Source organism: Ideonella sp. WA131b (assembly GCA_023657425.1).
Classification (GTDB): domain Bacteria; phylum Pseudomonadota; class Gammaproteobacteria; order Burkholderiales; family Burkholderiaceae_C; genus Rubrivivax.
In genome coordinates this window covers 659,648-677,033 of record JAGTJW010000002.1, presented here as the reverse complement: position 1 = coordinate 677,033, position 17,386 = coordinate 659,648, and the positions used below count along the sequence as shown (strand labels likewise).

The window sequence follows — 17,386 nt, the reverse complement described above, 5'->3', positions numbered from 1 at the left end:
TCCTTCGCTTTGGTGGCAGCAGGCCACTTGCAACAAGCGCTCAAAAGAAGTTGCGAGCGCCCAAGTTTTTGTTCTGCGGGCATCACTCCTTGCGTGCCTGTCGCACTAAGCTTGAATCAACTTGATGCCCAACCCGACACCGCCGCGCCAGCGCTACTCTGCCTGGAACCTGTTCGCAGCTGCGCGCACAGGCCACCAAGACTGGGCGCCCGCCTGGCGCGAAGCCGAGCCCAAGCCGCGCTACGACGTCATCATCATTGGCGGCGGTGGCCACGGCTTGGCCACGGCCTACTACCTGGCGAAGAACCATGGCGTCACGAATGTCGCGGTGCTGGAAGCCGGCTGGATCGGCGGCGGCAACACCGGGCGCAACACCACCATCGTGCGCTCGAACTACCTGTACCCTGAAAGCGCGCGGCTGTACGACTTCTCGCTGCGCCAGTACGAGCAACTGGCGCGCGAGATCAACTTCAACATCATGCTCAGCCAGCGCGGCATCGTCACGCTGGCGCATTCGCGGCACGACCTGGATGCGCAGTCGCGCTGGGCCAACGCGATGCTGTGCAATGGCATTGATGCCGACTTGCTGGACGCCCGTCAGGTGCAGGACATCGAGCCCCGGCTGAACTTTGGCGCCGATGCGCGCTTCCCGATCGTGGGCGGCTTCATCCAGCGCCGAGGAGGGTCGGCGCGGCACGACGCCGTGGCCTGGGGTTACGCGCGCGCCGCTTCGGCGCTGGGCGTGGACATCGTGCAGAACTGTGCCGTCACGGGTTTTCTCAAGCAGGGCGACACGGTGGTCGGCGTCACCACGAGCCGCGGCGGTGTGCGAAGTGAGATGCGCGCCGACAAGGTGGCCATGGCCGTTGCCGGGCACTCGTCGGTGCTGGCCGGCATGGCCGGTTTTCAGCTTCCCGTGACCAGCTACGCGCTGCAGGCGATGGTGAGCGAGCCGATCAAGCCGGTGCTCAACACCGTGACCCTGTCGCCGTCGTTGGGAGCTTACTGGAGCCAGAGCGACAAGGGCGAAGTGGTCATCGGCGGCGCACTCGACCACTTCCCTTCGTATGCCCAGCGCGGCAGCTTCGACGTGATGCAACACGTGGTGGCGGCGACGGTTGAGATGTTCCCTTCGCTCAGCCGCCTGCGCCTGCTGCGCCAATGGGCCGGCATCGTGGACGTGGTGCAGGACAGCAGCCCCATCCTCGGCGCCACGCCGGTGCCAGGCCTGTTCATCAATTGCGGCTGGGGTACCGGCGGCTTCAAAGCCATCCCGGTGGGCGGCTGGACCTTGGCGCATGTGCTGGCCACCGGCCGCAACCACGAACTGGCAGAACCCTTCCAACTGCAGCGCTTCCACACCGGCCGGCTGATTGACGAAGCCGCTGCCGCCGGTATCGCGCACTGAACGGAACTGGCCACGATGCAACTGCAATGTCCGCTATGCGGGCCGCGCGCAGAAAGCGAATTCCGCTGCGGCGGCACCACGGCCATCACACGTCCGCCGCTGGATTGCAGCGACGAGACCTGGGGAGCCTATCTGTACTTTCGCAGCAACCCCAAAGGCGAGCATGCCGAACGCTGGTGCCACACCTGGGGCTGCGGCCTGTGGTTCAACCTCGTGCGCGACACCGTGAGCCACGAGGTGAAGGCGGTGTACGGCATCGCCGAAGCGCAGCCGGGGCCGGCGCCATGAGCGGCTACCGCTTGCCTGCGCCCCAAGGTGCCTGGCTCGACCGCACACGGCCGCTGCGCTTCCAGTTCAACGGCCGCGACGTCCCGGGCTTTGCGGGCGACACAGTGGCCTCGGCACTGCTGGCGCAGGGCATCGTGCACATCGGGCGCAGCTTCAAGCTGCACCGGCCACGCGGCCTCTTCAGCTGCGGGGTGGAAGAGCCCACCGGCCTGCTCGACATCGGCCTGGGCGGCGCACGGACGCCCAACACGCGGGCCACCGACATCGCCGCGCAAGACGGCCTGCAAGCCTTCACCGGCAACGCCTGGCCGAGCCTGGAATTCGACCTGGCGGCGCTGACCTCGCGCTTCGCGGCGCTGCTGCCGGCGGGCTTCTACTACAAGACCTTCATGTGGCCGCACTGGCATGTGTTCGAGCCCACGATTCGCCGCATGGCGGGGCTGGGCGTGGCGGCCGATGCGCCGGACCCCGACCGCTACGACCAGGTCTCGCGCCAGGTGCAGGTGCTGGTGGTCGGTGCCGGTGCGGCGGGCGTGCAGGCGGCGCTGGCCGCCGCGCGCAGCGGCCAGCAGGTGCTGCTGATGGAAGGCGCGGCGCAGTTGGAGCCCGCCTGCGCCGCGCGCCTGCCGGAACTGCAGACTGCCGGCGTCGAGGTGCACACGCGCTGCACCGTGTTCGGTTTGTACGACCACTTGCTCGCCGCCGCCACGCAAACCATCGATGCTGCTGTGCGGGAACGGCTGTGGAAAGTCCGCGCCGATCGCATCATCCTGGCCACCGGCGCTTTCGAGCGCCCGATGCTGTTCCCGGACAACGACCGCCCGGGCGTGATGCTGGCCAGCGCTGTGCTCCGTTATGCCACCCACTACGGCGTGGCCTGCGGGCGACGTGTGCTGGTGACCACAGCCTGCGACAGCGGCCACAGCGCCGCCCGCGCGATGGTGGCGGCTGGTGTGAACGTGGTCGCGGTGGTGGACCACCGCCCCTCCGCCGGTGCGGCCGCCGTGCCCGGCGTGCCGGTGTTTCCCGGCAGCGCCATCGTCGCGGTTATCGGCACACGTTCGGTGAAGTGTGTCGCCATCACTGACCACGAAGGCGGCACCGTTCATCATGTCGAGGTGGACTGCATTGCCAGCGCAGGCGGCTGGGCACCTGCCGTCAACCTGCACTCGATGGCTGGCGGCAAGCTTCGCTGGGTGGACGATGCCGCGATGTTCGTGCCCGTGGGTGGCGTGCCCAGCATGGACTCCGTGGGCGCTTGTGCAGGCGTCTTTGATGCCGACGCTGCTCTGACGCACGCTGAAGCCGTCGGCAGCCGCAGGCCTTCCCAAGCGCCCGCGGGCGGCACGGGCTTGGTGACTTCGAATACCAGACCGACGGCAGCGGCGCTGGCCGCCTGGGGCCGCAAGCCGGGCAAGGTGTTCCTGGACTTGCAGAACGATGTGACCGCCGACGACGTCGCGCTGGCCGCGCGCGAGAACTACCGTTCGGTCGAGCATCTCAAGCGCTACACCACGATGGGCATGGCCACCGACCAAGGCAAGACCAGCAACGTCAACGCGCTGGTGCTGATGGGCGAACTGACCCAGCGAAGCCCGGGACAGGTCGGCACCACCCGGTTTCGTCCGCCGTTCAAACCGGTGACCCTGGGCGCGTTGGCTGCTGGTCGCAAAGGTGCGCTCTACAAGCCGCTCAAGCGCATGCCCGGTCATGCCTGGCATGAGGCCCAAAGCCCGCTGTGGGAGGAGTTCGGTGCCTGGCAGCGCCCGGCGGCCTACCCGCGCCAGGGTGAATCCTTGAACGCTGCTGCCGAGCGCGAGGCCTTGAACGTGCGTCAGCAGGTTGGCCTGTTCGAAGCCTCGCCGCTGGGCAAGATCGAGGTCTATGGGCCTGATGCTGCGAACTTTCTGGACCTGATGTACGTGGGCACAATGTCCACACTGGCTGTCGGGCAGGCGCGTTACGGCCTGCTGTTGCGTGAAGATGCCGTGATCTTCGACGACGGCATCGTCGCGCGGCTGGGGCCGCAGCACTACTGGGTCAACACCACGTCAGGCGGCGCCGAGCGCGTGGCGCAGGCCTTCGAAGAATGGCTGCAGTGCGAGTACGTGCACCACCGTGTGCTGGTCACGCCCGTGACGGCTGCCTGGGGCAACGTCACCGTGGCCGGTCCGAAGGCCTGGGCCTTGCTCGCAGCCGCTGGCTTCGAGGAGTCGCTGGCCCCTGCGGCCATGAAGCACATGACGCTGCGCGAGGTCAACCATGGCGGCACGCCCATGCGTGTGCTGCGCGCCAGTTTCAGCGGCGAACTCGGCTACGAGATCAACCTGCCAGCAGACCGCACGCAGGCACTGCTGGAGCGCTTGTGGCAGGCAGGTCAGGCTTTCGGCGTGATGCCCTATGGGGTGGAGGCGCTGATGATCCTGCGCATCGAGAAGGGCTACCTGCATCTGGGCGCGGATACCGATGGCACGACCTTTCCGGGCGACGTCGGTCTCGACCGCGGCATCATCAAGAAGGCCGCCAACTTCGTCGGCCGGCGATCCTTGCTCAGGCCGGTCGCCTTGGACGCAGACCGCATGCAATTGGTCGGTCTGCTGCCGCTGGACCGACGCACCCGCTTGCCCGTCGGTGCGCACATCACCTTGCAGGCGCCGCCAGCCGCGATCGACGGCTTCGTGACCTCCAGTGCCTTCAGTCCGGTTCTGGGCCACCCGGTGTCGCTGGCCATGCTCAAGCGTGGCAGGCTTCGGTTGGGGGAGTGCGTCACCGCATACCACCTGGGCCAGGCCATCAGGGCCGAAGTGGTGAAGACGCCCTTCTTCGACCCGGCCGGGGAGCGACTGCATGGTTGAGGCCGGTCAAGCGTCGAGCCCGTTGCCCAAGGAACAGGACGTCACCTTGCCCCGGCCATCGGCTGCACGGTCGGTCCGCCCCGTGCCGGGCCTGCGCGTGTTGTCGCTGCGGTACCTGGCCGACGGCGATGCGGCAGTCAAGGCAGCTGTCGCTGCCCACGGCCTCACGCCGCTGCCTGAGCCAGGCACCTTTCGCGGCGCCGACCCGTGCCTGGTCTGGACTGGACCGGCCGAGTTTCTGCTGTTGACCACGAGCTCCGCAGTTGCAGCAGGCGTGCAAGAAGCGCTGTTTCCGGGCCGCGAAGCACTGGCTTGTGCGCTGGACCAAACGGCCGGCTGCCTGGTGCTCGAGTTGGTGAGTCACGAAGTCGCCGATGTGCTGCTGCACCTGCTGGACGTCAATGCCGTTCCGAGGGAGGTGGGCGACAGCACGCGAACGAGGCTGGTCGACATCGCCTCCATCGTCTTGCGCCTGGACACCGACCGCATTTGGTTGGTGATCGATCGGGCGCACAGCGAGTACGCGCTGGAATGGATTACCCATGCAATGGATGCTGAACTGGGCACAACCTAGGATCGTGGGCGGCAGACAAAGAGACGCTGCGACGCGACCAGTGTCTGCTTTGGGTACTCGAGTTCCGTAGCCTGGCAGGCGCCAAAGGTTCGGCAGCAGTCCCCCACCCCGATCAGTCCGCCGCGTTCATCGCCTCCAGTTCGGTCTGCAGCTCGAGCCAGCGCTCCTCCAGCATCGCCACCTCGGCGCCCACGTGGGCCATGCGGCGGCCGAGCTCGGCGTAGTCGCCACCCGGCCCGGCGAGCGCGGCCTCGATCTCGGCCTTTTCGGTGCCCAGCTTGGCCATGCGCTCGTCGATGCGCTGCAGCTCGATGCGCAGCGGCCGTGAGCGCTCGGACTGCTTCACGCGCGCCTGCTTGGACTGCTGGCGCGATTCGCGGGCCTCGGCCTTGGGCGCGGTCGCTGGTGCGGGAGCCGCGGCCTTCGCGGTGGCATGGGCCCGCGGTGGCGGCGCGGCCACGGCCGGCGCGGCCGCCTTGGGCGGCTCGGGTGCCGGCTGCCCGCGCGCGGCGGCGCGGCTCACTTCCAGCAGCCACTTCTGGTAGTCGTCCAGGTCGCCGTCGAAAGGCTGCACACGCCCGCCGGCCACCAGCCAGAACTCGTCGCACACTTCGCGCAGCAGCGCACGGTCGTGGCTCACCAGCATCACCGTGCCCTCGAACTCGTTGAGCGCGATCGACAGCGCCTCGCGTGTGGTGAGATCGAGGTGGTTGGTGGGCTCGTCGAGCAGCAGCAGGTTGGGGCGCTGCCATACCAGCATGGCCAGCACCAGGCGCGCCTTCTCGCCGCCGGAGAGGCTGCCCACAGCCTGCGTCACCATGTCGCCGGTGAAGCGGAAGCGGCCGAGAAAGTCGCGCAGCTCCTGCTCGCGTGCCGCTGGCCCCACGTCGCGGGCCAGGCGCACCAGGTGCATCAGCGGGCCGTCGCCCAGGCTCAGCACGTCAAGCTCCTGCTGCGCAAAGTAGCCGATGACCAGGCCCTTGCCCTCGGTGGTGCGGCCGCCCAAAGCGGGCAGGGCCCGTGCGATGGTCTTCACCAGCGTGCTCTTGCCCTGGCCGTTGGCGCCCAGGATGCCGATGCGCTGGCCGGCCAACACGCTTCGGCTGAAGGCCCTCACGATGGCGGTGCTGCCGTAACCGCAATCGAGCGCGTCAAAGCTGAGCATCGGGTTGGGCAGGTTCTGCGGCTCGCGGAACTCGAACTCGAAGTCGCTGCTGGTGAGCACGGGCGCGAGCTTCTCCATGCGCGACAGTGCCTTGACGCGGCTCTGCGCCTGCTTGGCCTTGCTGGCCTTGGCCTTGAAGCGGTCGATGAAGCGCTGCAGGTGCGCGATGCGTTCCTGCTGCTTGGCGTAGCTGGCGGCGGCCAGCTGCAGGCGCTCGGCACGCATCTCTTCAAACGCCGTGTAGTTGCCGCTGTAGCGCGTGAGCGTGAACTCGTCGAGGTGCACCGTCACCCGGGTCACGGCATCCAGGAACTCGCGGTCGTGGCTGATGATGACCAGCAGCCCCTCGAAGCGCTTCAACCAGCTCTCCAGCCACACCAGCGCGTCGAGGTCGAGGTGGTTGGTGGGCTCGTCCAGCAGCAGCAGCTCGGCCGGGCACATCAGCGCGCGTGCCAGTTGCAGCCGCATGCGCCAGCCGCCGCTGAAGCTGTTCACGGGGGCGTCGAGTTGGGCCGTCTTGAAGCCCAGACCTTGCAGCAGCGCCTGGGCGCGCGAGCGGGCGTCGAAAGCGCCGGCTTCGTCCAGCGCAAGGTGGGCGTGCGCGATGGCCTCACCGTCGCCTTCGCCGCCGTTCATGGCTTCGGCGGCGGCCAGTTGGTGCTGCGCGGCCACCAGCGGGATGTCGCCGTCGAGCACGAAGTCGGTGGCGCCCTGCTCGGTCTCGGGCATGTCCTGCGCCACCTCGCCCACGCGCCAGCGCGGGGGGATCTCGACCTCGCCCTGGTCGGCCTGCAGCTTGTGCGTGAGCATCGCGAACAGGCTGGACTTGCCGGCGCCGTTGCGGCCGATGAGGCCAACTTTCTCGCCAGGTTGCAGCACGAGGTTCGCGCTTTGCAGAACGACCTTGACGCCGCGGCGCAAGGTGATGTCGCGGAGGGTGATCACGTCAGGAATCAGGAGAGAAAGCGCAAGGCTGGGGCCTCGATCAGGAGCACCTGCTCGTCGCCAGCGGTGGTGGGCAGGCCGATGATGGGCAGGCGTGGAAAGGCGCGGTGGAAGTGCTCGATCTCATGGCCGATTTCCAGCACCAACACGCCGTCGCGCGCCAGGTGCGCCGCCAGGCCGGCGAGCAGCGGGCGGATGAAGTCCATGCCGTCGGCGCCGCCGGCCAGCGACAGCACGGGCTCGGCAAGGTACTCGGCCGGCAATGCCGCCATCGAGCGCGCGTTCACGTAAGGTGGGTTGCACAGGATCAGGTCGAAGGGCTCGGTCTCCGTCACCGCCGCCCAGCCGTCGCCCTGGGCCAGGCGGATGCGGCCCTCAAGCCCGTGGCGCTGCAGGTTCAGCGCCGCCACGGCCAAGGCATCGTCGCTCAGGTCGGTGGCCAGCACGCTCACGTCGGGCCAGGCCATGGCCGCCAGCACGGCCAGGCTGCCGTTGCCCGTGCACAGGTCGAGCACGCGGCGCGTGTCGGGCGCCAGCCAGACGTCGAGCGTGCCGCTGCCGTCGGCGTCGGCCACCAGCTCGGCGATCAGCGAGCGCGGCACGATCACGCGCTCGTCCACCGTGAACGGCACACCCTGCAGCCAGGCCTCGCCGGTGAGGTAGGCCGCGGGGCGCCGCGTGGTGATGCGCTGCAGCACCAGCGCATCCACGGCCGTGGCCTCGTCGGCGCACAGCGCACGCTCGGCGTGGGCGTCCAGCGCGTCCAGCGGCAGCCCCAGGCGCCACAGCACCAGCCAGGCGGCCTCGTCGAAGGCGTCGCGGGTTCCGTGGCCGAAGGCCAGACCGGCGGCGTCCAGGCGCGCGGCGACCGCTCGCACCGTGTCGATGACCGTCCTCACGCGAGCAGCGCCTGCAGCGTGCGCTGGTAGACCCGGGCGAGCGGTTCGATGGCGTCGACGTCCACCCACTCGTCGACCTGGTGCGCACTGGCGTTGCGCACGCCAAACTCCATCACCTGCTGGCACCAGGTGGCGAGGTAGCGGCCATCGGAGGTGCCGCCCGTGGTGCTGAGCAGGGGTGTGATGCCGAACTCGGCCTCGATGGCGGCGGTGAGCGCCGCGTGCAGCGAGCCCGGGCGGGTGAGGAAGGGCTCGCCGCCCAGCGCCCACTCGACCGTGTACTCCAGGCCATGCCGCTGCAGCAGCGCCTCGAAGCGCCGGCGCAGCGAGGCCGCGCTGCTCTCGGCGCTGTTGCGGAAGTTGCAGTCCACCACCACCTCGCCCGGGATGACGTTGCCCACGCCCGCGCCGCCGTGGATGTTGCTGACCTGGAAACTGGTCGGCAGGAAGTGTTCGTTGCCCTCGTCCCACACCGTGGTGGCCAGCTCGGCAATGGCCGGCGCCACCTGGTGGATGGGGTTGCGCGCGAACTGCGGGTAGGCCACGTGGCCCTGGATGCCGCGCACCACGAGGCGTGCGGACAGCGTGCCACGGCGCCCGTTCTTGACCATGTCGCCCACGCGCTCCACCGAGGTGGGCTCGCCCACCAGGGCCGCCAGCGGCTTCAGGCCGCGCGCACGCAGCAGCTCGACGGCATGCGCCGAGCCGTCGCCCGAAGAGCCTTCCTCGTTTGACGTGAACAGCAGCGCCACATTGCCGGCGTGTGCGGGCTGCGCAGTGACGAACGCCTCGGCGGCCACGGTCATGCAGGCCACCGCCGTCTTCATGTCGGCGGCGCCACGGCCATAGAGCCGGCCGTTGCGGTGGCTGGGTACGAAGGGGTCACTCTGCCAGCGCTCCCGCGGACCGGGTGGCACCACGTCCACATGGCCGGCCAGGATGACCATCGGGCCTGGGCGGGCACCCTCGTGCACCGCCCAGAGGTTGGCCACGCGCGCATCGCCCGCGCCGGCATCGAGCCGCTCGCAGGCAAAGCCGGCCACGGCCAGACGGCGCTGCAGCAGCTCGATCGATCCGGCCTCGGCCGGCGTCACGCTCGGGCAGGCGATCAGTGCCTCGGTCAGGCGCAGTGCATCGCTCACGTTCTCATCCAGGGCGGATGGGCCAGCCGCGGGTCTTCGGGTCGCACATGGATGACGACCTCGGTGTAGGTGGCAAGCTCGGGCTCTTTCGGGGTGGGCTCGGCGCGCGACACCGGCGCCTGCTCGTTCTGCAGACGCCACAGCAGATTGGTGGGCGAGTCGGCGTGGCTCAAGCCCTCGTCGAGCGAGACGATGCCCTCGTTGATGAGTTTGCCGATGTCTTCCTCGAAGGTCTGCGAGCCCTCTGCGATGCGCTTCTCCATGGCCTCCTTCACCGACGAGAGCTCACCCGTCTCGATCATGCCGGCGATCAGCTTGGTGTTCAGCAGCACCTCGACGGCCGGTACACGGCCGCGGGCATTGGCGCGCAGCAGGCGCTGCGAGACGATGGCCTTCAGGCCCGAGGCCAGATCGGACAGCAGCGTGGGCCGCGCCTCGGGCGCGTAGAAGCTCAGGATGCGCCCGAGCGCGTGGCAGCTGTTGTTGGCGTGCAGCGTGGACAGCACCAGGTGCCCCGACAACGCATACGAAAGTGCCGCGCTCATGGTCTCTCGGTCGCGGATTTCGCCGATCAGGATGCAGTCCGGTGCCTGACGCAGCGCGTTCTTGAGCGCGATCTGCAGGCTCTGCGTGTCGCGGCCCACCTCGCGCTGGTTGACCACGCTCTTCTTGTTGCTGAAGAGGAACTCGATCGGATCCTCGATGGTGAGGATGTGCCCCGTCATCTGCTGGTTGCGCCACTCGATCATCGAGGCCAGTGTCGTGCTCTTGCCGGTGCCTGTGGCGCCCACCATCAGGATCAGGCCGCGCTTGTCGGTGACGATCTGGCTCATCAGCGGCGGCAATCCCAAGGTATCGAGGCTGGGAATCTGTAACGGGATGCAGCGGAACACGGCCGCGATCGAGCCTCGCTGCTTGAAGGCGGAGAGCCGAAAGCTGCCCACGCGCGGGATGCCGATGCCGATGTTGAGCTCGCCGGTCTCTTCAAGCTCCTCCATCTGCTGCGGCGCGAGCAGCTCGCCCAGCAACTGTCGCGTCTGCGTGGCGGTGAGCAGCTGGTCCGACAGCGGCAGGATCTGCCCGTGGATCTTGATGAGCATGGGCGTGTTGGCCGACAGGTACACGTCGGACGCGTTCTTCTCGGCCATCAGGCACAGCACGCGCTCGATGTGGTTGGCCATGGCCGAGGGCTTCTGTCCTTCTTCGCGACAAACCGGTCAGGCGTTCGCCGCGGCACCGGCTCTGCCGGGCCGCTGGCGCCGTTCCCCCGCGGGGGAACGGCGAAACCGCTTCTGGGAGGTGCCCATCACGCCCGCAGCAGCTCGTTGATGCTGGTCTTGCTTCTGGTCTGCGCGTCGACGCGCTTGACGATGATGGCCGCGTACATCGTGTACGGCGTGCCGTCGGCAGCCGTCTTGGGCAATCCACCGCTGACCACCACGCTGCCGCTGGGTACGCGGCCGTAGCTGATCTGGCCCGTGCTGCGGTCGAAGATCGGTGTGCTCTGGCCGATGTAGACGCCCATGCCCAGGACCGAGTTCTCCTCGACGATCACGCCCTCGACGACTTCGGAGCGCGCGCCGATGAAGCAGTGGTCTTCGATGATGGTCGGGTTGGCCTGCAGCGGCTCGAGCACACCGCCGATGCCGACGCCGCCGCTGAGGTGCACGTTCTTGCCGATCTGCGCGCAGCTGCCCACGGTGGCCCAGGTGTCGACCATCGTGCCTTCGTCGACATAGGCGCCGATGTTCACGTAGCTGGGCATCAGCACCACGTTCCTGCCGATGAAGCTGCCTCGGCGCGCCACGGCCGGCGGCACCACGCGCACGCCGCTGGCGCGCATCGCCGGCTCGTCGAGTTGCGAGAACTTCGGCCTGACCTTGTCGAAGAAGGCCAGCTCGCCGGCGTGCATCGGCGCGTTGTCGGTGAGGCGGAAGCTCAGCAGCACCGCCTTCTTCAGCCACTGCTTGACCGTCCAATCGCCCACGCCGCGCTTCTCGGCCACGCGCAACCGGCCGCCATTGAGCCCGGCGATCACCCGTTCGACGGCCTCGCGAACCTGCGGCGAGTTGGTGGCGTTGATCTCGGTGCGGCTCTCCCAGGCCAGGTCGATGGTGGACTGCAGCTGAGCGAGGTCGGTGGTCATCGGAGGGTGTCTCGGTAGGTGCGGGTGAAGGTGGCGATGCGGTGGGCGGCCTCCAGGCATTCGGTCTCGGTGGCGACGAGGGCCAGCCGCACGCGCCCCCGGCCTGGATTGACCCCGTCCACGGCTCGCGCCAACAGGCTGCCCGGCAGTACGTGAACATTGTATTGAGCGAGCAGTTCGCGCGCGTAAGCGATGTCGTCGCCTGGCCCCTGGCCACGGGCCGGGACGCCGGCCCAAAGGTAGAACGCGGCATCCGGCAGCTTCACGTCGAGCTCGGCCGCCAGCACCGGCGTGACGGCCGCGAACTTGGCCCGGTACAGCGCCCGGTTGGCCACCACGTGGGCCTCGTCGTTCCAGGCGGCCACGCTGGCGGCCTGCACCACCGGGCTCATCGCGCTGCCATGGTAGGTGCGGTAGAGGAGAAAGCGCCTGAGCACCGCGGCATCGCCGGCCACGAAGCCCGAGCGCAGTCCCGGCACGTTGCTGCGCTTGGACAGGCTGGTGAAGGCCACCAGCCGGCGGAAGTCACCGCGGCCCAGAGCCTGGGCAGCCTGCAGCGCGCCCAGCGGCGGCTCGTCGCCGAAGTAGATCTCGGAGTAGCACTCATCCGAAGCGATCACGAAGCCGTGGCGGTCGCTCAGCTCGAACAGGCGTTGCCACTCCGCCAGCGGCATCACCGCGCCGGTGGGGTTGCCCGGGCTGCACACGTACAGCAGCTGTGTGCGCGCCCAGGTCGTGTCGTCCACGGCATCCCACACGGCCGCGAAGTTGCGGGCCGGGTCGCCGGGCACGAAGGCCGTCTGCGCGCCGGCCAGCAGCGCCGCACCTTCGTAGATCTGATAGAACGGGTTGGGGCAGACGACGGTGGCGCCGGGCTTGGTGCTGTCGATCACCGTCTGCGCGAAGGCAAACAGCGCCTCGCGCGAGCCCGTGACGGGCAGTACCTGCGTGCCGGCATCCAGTGCCACGCCGTAGCGCCGGTCCACCCAGCCCGCAATCGCGTGGCGCAGTGCGGGTTCGCCCAGCGTGGACGGGTACTTCGACAGGCCCGAGAGGCTGCTCACCAGCGCCTCCTCGATGAGCCTCGGGGTCGCATGGCGTGGCTCACCGATGCCCAGCGAGATGGGCGCATGTGTGGGGTTCGGCACCACGCCCTGCGTGAGCTCGCGCCACCGTTCGAACGGATAGGGATGCAGGCGGTCGAGCAGCGGGTTCATCGGGCCCGGATTATCCCGGAGCCCCTGGGCCGCGAACGGCCCCATGATGCGGACATGCCGTGCATCGAGAGCCGTTTTGCGATCGCCTGGCTGTTGCCGCTGGGGGGGGCTGCGGCGGCCTGGGCGTCGCCCTGGGCCGCCTGGGCTTACATGCTGGCTTTCGTGGGCCTGGTGGCCTTGCTGGAGCGGGTGCCGTTGCTCGGCCGTTCGCCACCCCCCAGCCGGCACACGGGCTGGCACCGGGCCTGCCTGCTGCTGCACGGGCCGCTGCAGCTGGGCCTGTTGGCGCTCGGCGTGGTGGTGGCGGCAGCGCAGCCGGCCGATGCCCTGGGTGCGATGGCGGTGGTGGCACTGGGCCTGGGTGTGGGCGGCGTCACCGGCAGCCAGGGCATCACCTTCGCACACGAGCTGGGACACTCGAAGCGCCGGCTCGACCGTGCCACGGCCTGGCTGCTGATGGGCAGCGTTTTGTACGCGCACTTCATGGTCGAGCACTACCGCGGCCACCACCCGCGCGCCGCCACCCACGATGACCCCGCGAGTGCGCGCCGCGGCGAAAGCCTCTGGCGCTTCCTGCCGCGCACCTTGGCGGGAAGCTGGGCCAGCGCCTGGCGTCTGGAGGCCGCGCGGCTGCGGCAGCACCGGCGCGGCTGGGGCCGAAGCCCGCTTCTCGCCGCGATGGCCGTGCAGGCGCTGGTGCTGGCGGCTCTGGCAGCGGCCTTCGGCCCCTGGGCGCTGCTGTTCTGGGTGGTGCAGGCGGCGCAGGCCGTGCTTCTGCTGGAGACCATCAACTACATCGAACACTACGGCCTGCAGCGCCGGCAGGGCGCCGGGGGCCGCGCCGAGCCCTTTGGCGTGGCCCACGCCTGGAACGCCGACCACTGGGTGACCAACGCCATCATCGCCAATCTGCAGCGCCACTCCGATCACCACATGCACGCCTGGAAGCCCTTCGGCGAGCTGCAGGCGCTGCCCGGCCCGCAGCTGCCCACGGGCTACGCCGGCTGCCTGGTGCTGGCCAGCGTGCCGCGCTGGTGGTTCGCCCTGATGGAGCCGCGGCTGGCGCGGCTGGAGGCTGCCACGGGCGCTACACCGCCACCGGTGCCTTGATGGCCGGGTGGTGCTGGTACTCCAGCACTTCGAAGTCTTCGTATGCGTAGTCGAAGATCGACGCCGGACGGCGCCTGATGTGCAGCACCGGGTAGGGGTAGGGCGTGCGCGCGAGCTGCGTCTGCACCTGCTCGTTGTGGTTGCTGTAAATGTGGCAGTCGCCCCCGGTCCAGATGAAATCCCCGGGCTCGAGATCGCACTGCTGGGCCAGCATGTGCGTGAGCAGCGCGTAGCTGGCGATGTTGAAGGGCACGCCGAGAAAGATGTCGGCGCTGCGCTGGTACAGCTGGCACGACAGCTTGCCCTCGGCCACGTAGAACTGGAAGAACGCGTGGCAGGGCGCCAGCGCCATCTTCGGCAGCTCGGCCACGTTCCAGGCGCTGACGATGATGCGGCGGCTGTCCGGGTTGGTCTTCAGCTGCTTGACGACCTCTGCGATCTGGTCGACATGCCCGCTGGATCCGTCGGCCTGGGGCGCAGGCCAGCTGCGCCACTGCACGCCGTACACCGGCCCGAGCTCGCCGTCCTCGCGTGCCCACTCGTCCCAGATGCTGCAACCGCGCTCCTGCAGCCACCTCACGTTGCTGTCGCCGCGCAGGAACCACAGCAGCTCCAGGATGATGCTCTTGAGGTGCACCTTCTTCGTCGTCACCAGCGGGAAGCCCTCGGCGAGGGCAAAGCGCATCTGGTGGCCGAAGACGCTCTTCGTGCCGGTGCCGGTGCGGTCGGCCTTGGCCACGCCGTGCTCGGCCACGTGGCGCATGAAGTCTTCGTACTGCGATCGGACGGGTCGGCTCATGGGTGCAGCGGTGCCGGCAAAGCTTGATCGGGGTGGTTGGCGTCGGTGACGCCAAGGCCGAACTGCATCGCCGCCAGGCGCGCATAAAGGCCGCCGCGCGCCACCAGATCGGCATGCGTGCCGATGTCGACGATGCGCCCTGCCTCCATCACGGCGATGCGGTCGGCCTTCAGCACCGTGGCCAGGCGGTGCGCGATGACCAGGGTCGTGCGGTCGGCCATCGCAGCCTCCAGCGCCTGCTGCACCACGCGTTCGCTCTCGGCGTCGAGTGCGCTGGTGGCCTCGTCGAGCAGCAGCAGCGGCGGGTTCTTCAGCATCGCGCGTGCGATCGCGATGCGCTGGCGCTGCCCGCCCGACAGGCGCACGCCGCGCTCGCCCAGGTAGGTGCCGTAGCCCTCGGGCAGCGCGCGGATGAAGTCGTCGGCAAAGGCGGCCCGCGCGGCGGCGTGCACCTCGGCATCGCTGGCCTCGGGGCGGCCGTAGCGGATGTTCTCGAGCGCACTGGTGGAGAACACCGTGCTGTCCTGAGGCACCAGGCCGATGCGGGCGCGCAACTCGCTCAGGCGGGCCTCGCGCACGGGGACGCCGTCCAGGCGCACGGTGCCGCGCTGCACGTCGTAGAAGCGCAGCAGCAACTGGAACACCGTGCTCTTGCCGGCGCCGCTGGGACCGACCAGCGCCACCGTCTCGCCCGGACGGACGGTCAGCGAGAAGTCGGCCAGCGCCGCGGTGTTGGGGCGTGACGGGTAGTGGAAGCCCACGCCCTCCAGGGCCAGCGACGACCCGTGCCGCGCCGGTGGCAACGCCACCGGGGCCGCCGGCTCCGTGACGGGCGACGCCGCTGCCAGCAGCTCCATCAGCCGCTCGGTGGCGCCGGCGGCGCGCAGCAGGTCGCCGTAGATCTCGGACAACACCGCGACGGCGCTCACGAAGATGATCACGAACACCACCGTCTGTCCCAGGTGGCCCGCGGTGACGCGGCCCTCGATCACCGCCTCGGTGCCCTGGTAGAGGCCCCACAGCAACGCCGCGAAGGTCGCGGTGATCATGAAGCCCACCAGCACCGCACGGACGGTGGTGCGCCTGCGCGCCGTGGCGAAGGCCTCCTCGGTGCTGCGGTTGAACCGTGCCGCCTCGCGTGCCTCTTGCCCGTGGCTCTGCACCACCGGGATCTCGCCCAGCACCTCGGCCGCGATGGCGCTGCTGTCGGCCACGCGGTCCTGGCTGGCGCGGCTGAGCTTCCTCACGCGGCGGCCGAAGTACAGGCTCGGCAGCACCACCAGCACCAGCAGCCCGAGCACCTGCGTCATCACCCAGGGGTTGGTCACGATCAGCGCGATCAGCGCGCCAGCGCCCATCACCACGTTGCGCAGCCCCATGCTGAGGCTGGAGCCCACCACCGTCTGCACGAGCGTGGTGTCGGTGGTCAGGCGCGACAGCACCTCGCCAGTGCGGGTGCTCTCGAAGAACTCCGGGCTCTGGCGAAGCACGTGTCCGTAGACGGCATTTCGCAGGTCGGCCGTGATGCGCTCGCCCAGCCAGCTGACGGTGAAGAAGCGCAGCGCCGAGAACACACCCAGCGCCAGCGCCACCCCAAACAGGGCCAGGAAGTGGCCGCGCAGCGCCATGAGCTGCTGCCCGGGCTCGGCGGCGACCAAGCCCTGGTCGATGAGCTGCTTCAGCGCCAACGGAAAGGCCAGCGTGCTCACTGCCGCCAGCACCAGGAAGACGCCGGCCAGCACCACGATGCGGCGGTACGGGCGCACGAACGGCAGAAGACCAGACAGCGAGCGGGGCGACTTCGCCGCTGGTCGGGAGGTTTTGTCGGACATGACGGGAAGTCTATGCGGGGCCGGGTCGCGCCGGCGGCAGCGGCTGAAACCCCCGCGCCTGAGGGACTGCGCGCGGCGCTTCCCGCCGAAGCGCTTCAGTCGCGGCCGGATGTGGTCGAATAGATGGACTGGTCCTCCGGTTCGATGAGCCTGCCCCCCTTTCCCACCCAGCCGGCCACCCTGCCGGAAGCCGTGCCTTCTCGGCTGCGGCTGGCTAGCCTGCCAATGCCGGTTGCCTTGGCGCTGCTGACGGCCGGGGCTGCGGTCCTTGCAGCCCTGATGGCCTGGGCAGTCGACCGCAGCTGGGGCGCCGGAACCTGGGCCGCCCCACTGGGCGCCCTGATCGGCGTGGCGACGGCCTGGCTGCCGGCCGCTTGGGCGCTGCAGCGGCTCATGCGGCGTCAGGAGGAGCGCGCAGGGCTGGTCGCCGGCACCCTGCACACGCCCTTGGGCGCCACGCGGCCGCTCTTCCTGGAACTGGCGGGCCGCGAATGGGCCCGGGCCCGCCGCTACGGCAGCGGTGCCGCGCTGCTGCTGGTGGACGTCGACCGCTACGCCCGCCTGACCGAGACGCACGGCAGCGAGGCCACCGACGCGGTGCTGGCCGAGTTGCTGCGCCAAACCGCGCCGACGCTGCGCTGCGCCGACCTGCTGACGCGTTTCTCTGACGCCCAGATGGCGGTGTTCCTGGCCCACTCCGACGCCACCGGCGCGCTGGACGTCGCCGAGCGCATCCGGGAGCGGGCCGAGCAGATGGCGAAGGCGCAGCCGCCTGATGGCCCTCCAGGGTCGCTGCCCATCACCGTCAGCGTGGGCGTCGCCCAGATGCGCCCTGCGCACCTGAACCTGCAGTCGCTGCTTGACGACGCGCACGATGCCGTGCTGGCCGCGCGTCAGGCTGGCGGCAATTGTGTGCGCGCCTCGCCGGTGGACCTGGGGCACCTGAGACCCACCGGCGGCTGGCGCAGCGAGCCCCGGGCACGCCGATAGGAGCGTGGGCCCGGGC

14 protein-coding genes are annotated in these 17,386 nt (G+C 69.5%); 6 read left to right on the top strand and 8 right to left on the bottom strand.

Annotated features, from left to right (window positions below):
• The first annotated feature begins 124 nt into the window (after window positions 1–124).
• From KA711_13120 to KA711_13105, 4 genes are read left to right on the top strand one after another with little or no spacing between them, the layout of a single operon-like run.
• Window positions 125–1,408, top strand: a complete 1,284-nt coding sequence (locus KA711_13120; protein MCM0609909.1) for a sarcosine oxidase subunit beta family protein — start codon at window positions 125–127, stop codon at window positions 1,406–1,408.
• Between the two features lie 15 nt (window positions 1,409–1,423).
• On the top strand, window positions 1,424–1,696 hold the full coding sequence (locus tag KA711_13115; protein MCM0609908.1) for a sarcosine oxidase subunit delta: 273 nt from the start codon (window positions 1,424–1,426) through the stop codon (window positions 1,694–1,696).
• A complete protein-coding gene (locus tag KA711_13110) occupies window positions 1,693–4,551 on the top strand; it encodes a (2Fe-2S)-binding protein (protein ID MCM0609907.1) in 2,859 nt (952 codons plus the stop codon). The genes KA711_13115 and KA711_13110 overlap by 4 nt, the downstream gene beginning before the upstream one ends.
• On the top strand, window positions 4,544–5,125 hold the full coding sequence (locus KA711_13105; GenBank protein ID MCM0609906.1) for a hypothetical protein: 582 nt from the start codon (window positions 4,544–4,546) through the stop codon (window positions 5,123–5,125). The genes KA711_13110 and KA711_13105 overlap by 8 nt, the downstream gene beginning before the upstream one ends.
• Before the next feature lie 112 nt (window positions 5,126–5,237).
• On the opposite strand, the gene KA711_13100 is transcribed toward KA711_13105, so the two are convergent.
• The 6 genes from KA711_13100 to dapC all read right to left on the bottom strand — a co-directional run bounded on the left by KA711_13100 (window position 5,238) and on the right by dapC (window position 12,639).
• Entirely contained in the window at window positions 5,238–7,235 is a 1,998-nt protein-coding gene (locus tag KA711_13100) for an ATP-binding cassette domain-containing protein (protein ID MCM0609905.1), read from the bottom strand.
• Window positions 7,236–7,243: 8 nt separating this feature from the next.
• Entirely contained in the window at window positions 7,244–8,134 is an 891-nt protein-coding gene (prmB, locus tag KA711_13095; protein ID MCM0609904.1) for a 50S ribosomal protein L3 N(5)-glutamine methyltransferase, read from the bottom strand.
• Window positions 8,131–9,276 carry a succinyl-diaminopimelate desuccinylase gene (gene dapE / locus KA711_13090; protein MCM0609903.1) on the bottom strand — a complete coding sequence of 382 codons (1,146 nt, stop codon included), beginning with the start codon at window positions 9,274–9,276 and terminating at the stop codon, window positions 8,131–8,133. The genes prmB and dapE overlap by 4 nt, the downstream gene beginning before the upstream one ends.
• Window positions 9,273–10,457, bottom strand: a complete 1,185-nt coding sequence (locus KA711_13085; GenBank protein MCM0609902.1) for a PilT/PilU family type 4a pilus ATPase — start codon at window positions 10,455–10,457, stop codon at window positions 9,273–9,275. Before KA711_13085 ends, dapE begins: the two co-directional genes overlap by 4 nt.
• Before the next feature lie 125 nt (window positions 10,458–10,582).
• Window positions 10,583–11,422, bottom strand: coding sequence for a 2,3,4,5-tetrahydropyridine-2,6-dicarboxylate N-succinyltransferase (gene dapD / locus KA711_13080; protein MCM0609901.1), 840 nt, complete (start codon window positions 11,420–11,422; stop codon window positions 10,583–10,585).
• Entirely contained in the window at window positions 11,419–12,639 is a 1,221-nt protein-coding gene (gene dapC, locus KA711_13075; GenBank protein ID MCM0609900.1) for a succinyldiaminopimelate transaminase, read from the bottom strand. The genes dapD and dapC overlap by 4 nt, the downstream gene beginning before the upstream one ends.
• Window positions 12,640–12,693: 54 nt before the next feature.
• Between dapC and KA711_13070 the strand changes: the two genes are divergently transcribed.
• Complete coding sequence (locus tag KA711_13070; protein ID MCM0609899.1) at window positions 12,694–13,749, top strand: alkane 1-monooxygenase; 1,056 nt, start codon at window positions 12,694–12,696, stop codon at window positions 13,747–13,749.
• Here the strand turns inward: KA711_13070 and KA711_13065 are convergent.
• Together KA711_13065 and KA711_13060 are read right to left on the bottom strand one after the other, a co-directional pair.
• Window positions 13,727–14,548, bottom strand: coding sequence for a thymidylate synthase (locus KA711_13065; protein ID MCM0609898.1), 822 nt, complete (start codon window positions 14,546–14,548; stop codon window positions 13,727–13,729). The two genes, KA711_13070 and KA711_13065, sit on opposite strands and share 23 nt — an antisense overlap.
• Window positions 14,545–16,380 (bottom strand): ATP-binding cassette domain-containing protein, encoded by a 1,836-nt coding sequence (locus KA711_13060; protein MCM0609897.1) that lies wholly within the window; start codon window positions 16,378–16,380, stop codon window positions 14,545–14,547. The genes KA711_13065 and KA711_13060 overlap by 4 nt, the downstream gene beginning before the upstream one ends.
• A gap of 279 nt (window positions 16,381–16,659) precedes the next feature.
• On the opposite strand from KA711_13060, the gene KA711_13055 reads away from it, so the two are divergent.
• On the top strand, window positions 16,660–17,370 hold the full coding sequence (locus KA711_13055; protein MCM0609896.1) for a GGDEF domain-containing protein: 711 nt from the start codon (window positions 16,660–16,662) through the stop codon (window positions 17,368–17,370).
• Window positions 17,371–17,386: the final 16 nt, after the last annotated feature.

Excerpts from the sequence above, each read along its gene's own strand:
- KA711_13120 (MCM0609909.1), top strand. The coding sequence starts at position 125 with ATGCCCAACCCGACACCGCCGCGCCAGCGCTACTCTGCCTGGAACCTG.
- KA711_13115 (MCM0609908.1), top strand. The coding sequence starts at position 1,424 with ATGCAACTGCAATGTCCGCTATGCGGGCCGCGCGCAGAAAGCGAATTC.
- KA711_13110 (MCM0609907.1), top strand. The coding sequence starts at position 1,693 with ATGAGCGGCTACCGCTTGCCTGCGCCCCAAGGTGCCTGGCTCGACCGC.
- KA711_13105 (MCM0609906.1), top strand. The coding sequence starts at position 4,544 with ATGGTTGAGGCCGGTCAAGCGTCGAGCCCGTTGCCCAAGGAACAGGAC.
- KA711_13085 (MCM0609902.1), bottom strand. The coding sequence starts at position 10,457 with ATGGCCAACCACATCGAGCGCGTGCTGTGCCTGATGGCCGAGAAGAAC.
- dapD (MCM0609901.1), bottom strand. The coding sequence starts at position 11,422 with ATGACCACCGACCTCGCTCAGCTGCAGTCCACCATCGACCTGGCCTGG.
- dapC (MCM0609900.1), bottom strand. The coding sequence starts at position 12,639 with ATGAACCCGCTGCTCGACCGCCTGCATCCCTATCCGTTCGAACGGTGG.
- KA711_13070 (MCM0609899.1), top strand. The coding sequence starts at position 12,694 with ATGCCGTGCATCGAGAGCCGTTTTGCGATCGCCTGGCTGTTGCCGCTG.
- KA711_13065 (MCM0609898.1), bottom strand. The coding sequence starts at position 14,548 with ATGAGCCGACCCGTCCGATCGCAGTACGAAGACTTCATGCGCCACGTG.
- KA711_13060 (MCM0609897.1), bottom strand. The coding sequence starts at position 16,380 with ATGTCCGACAAAACCTCCCGACCAGCGGCGAAGTCGCCCCGCTCGCTG.
- KA711_13055 (MCM0609896.1), top strand. The coding sequence starts at position 16,660 with ATGGCCTGGGCAGTCGACCGCAGCTGGGGCGCCGGAACCTGGGCCGCC.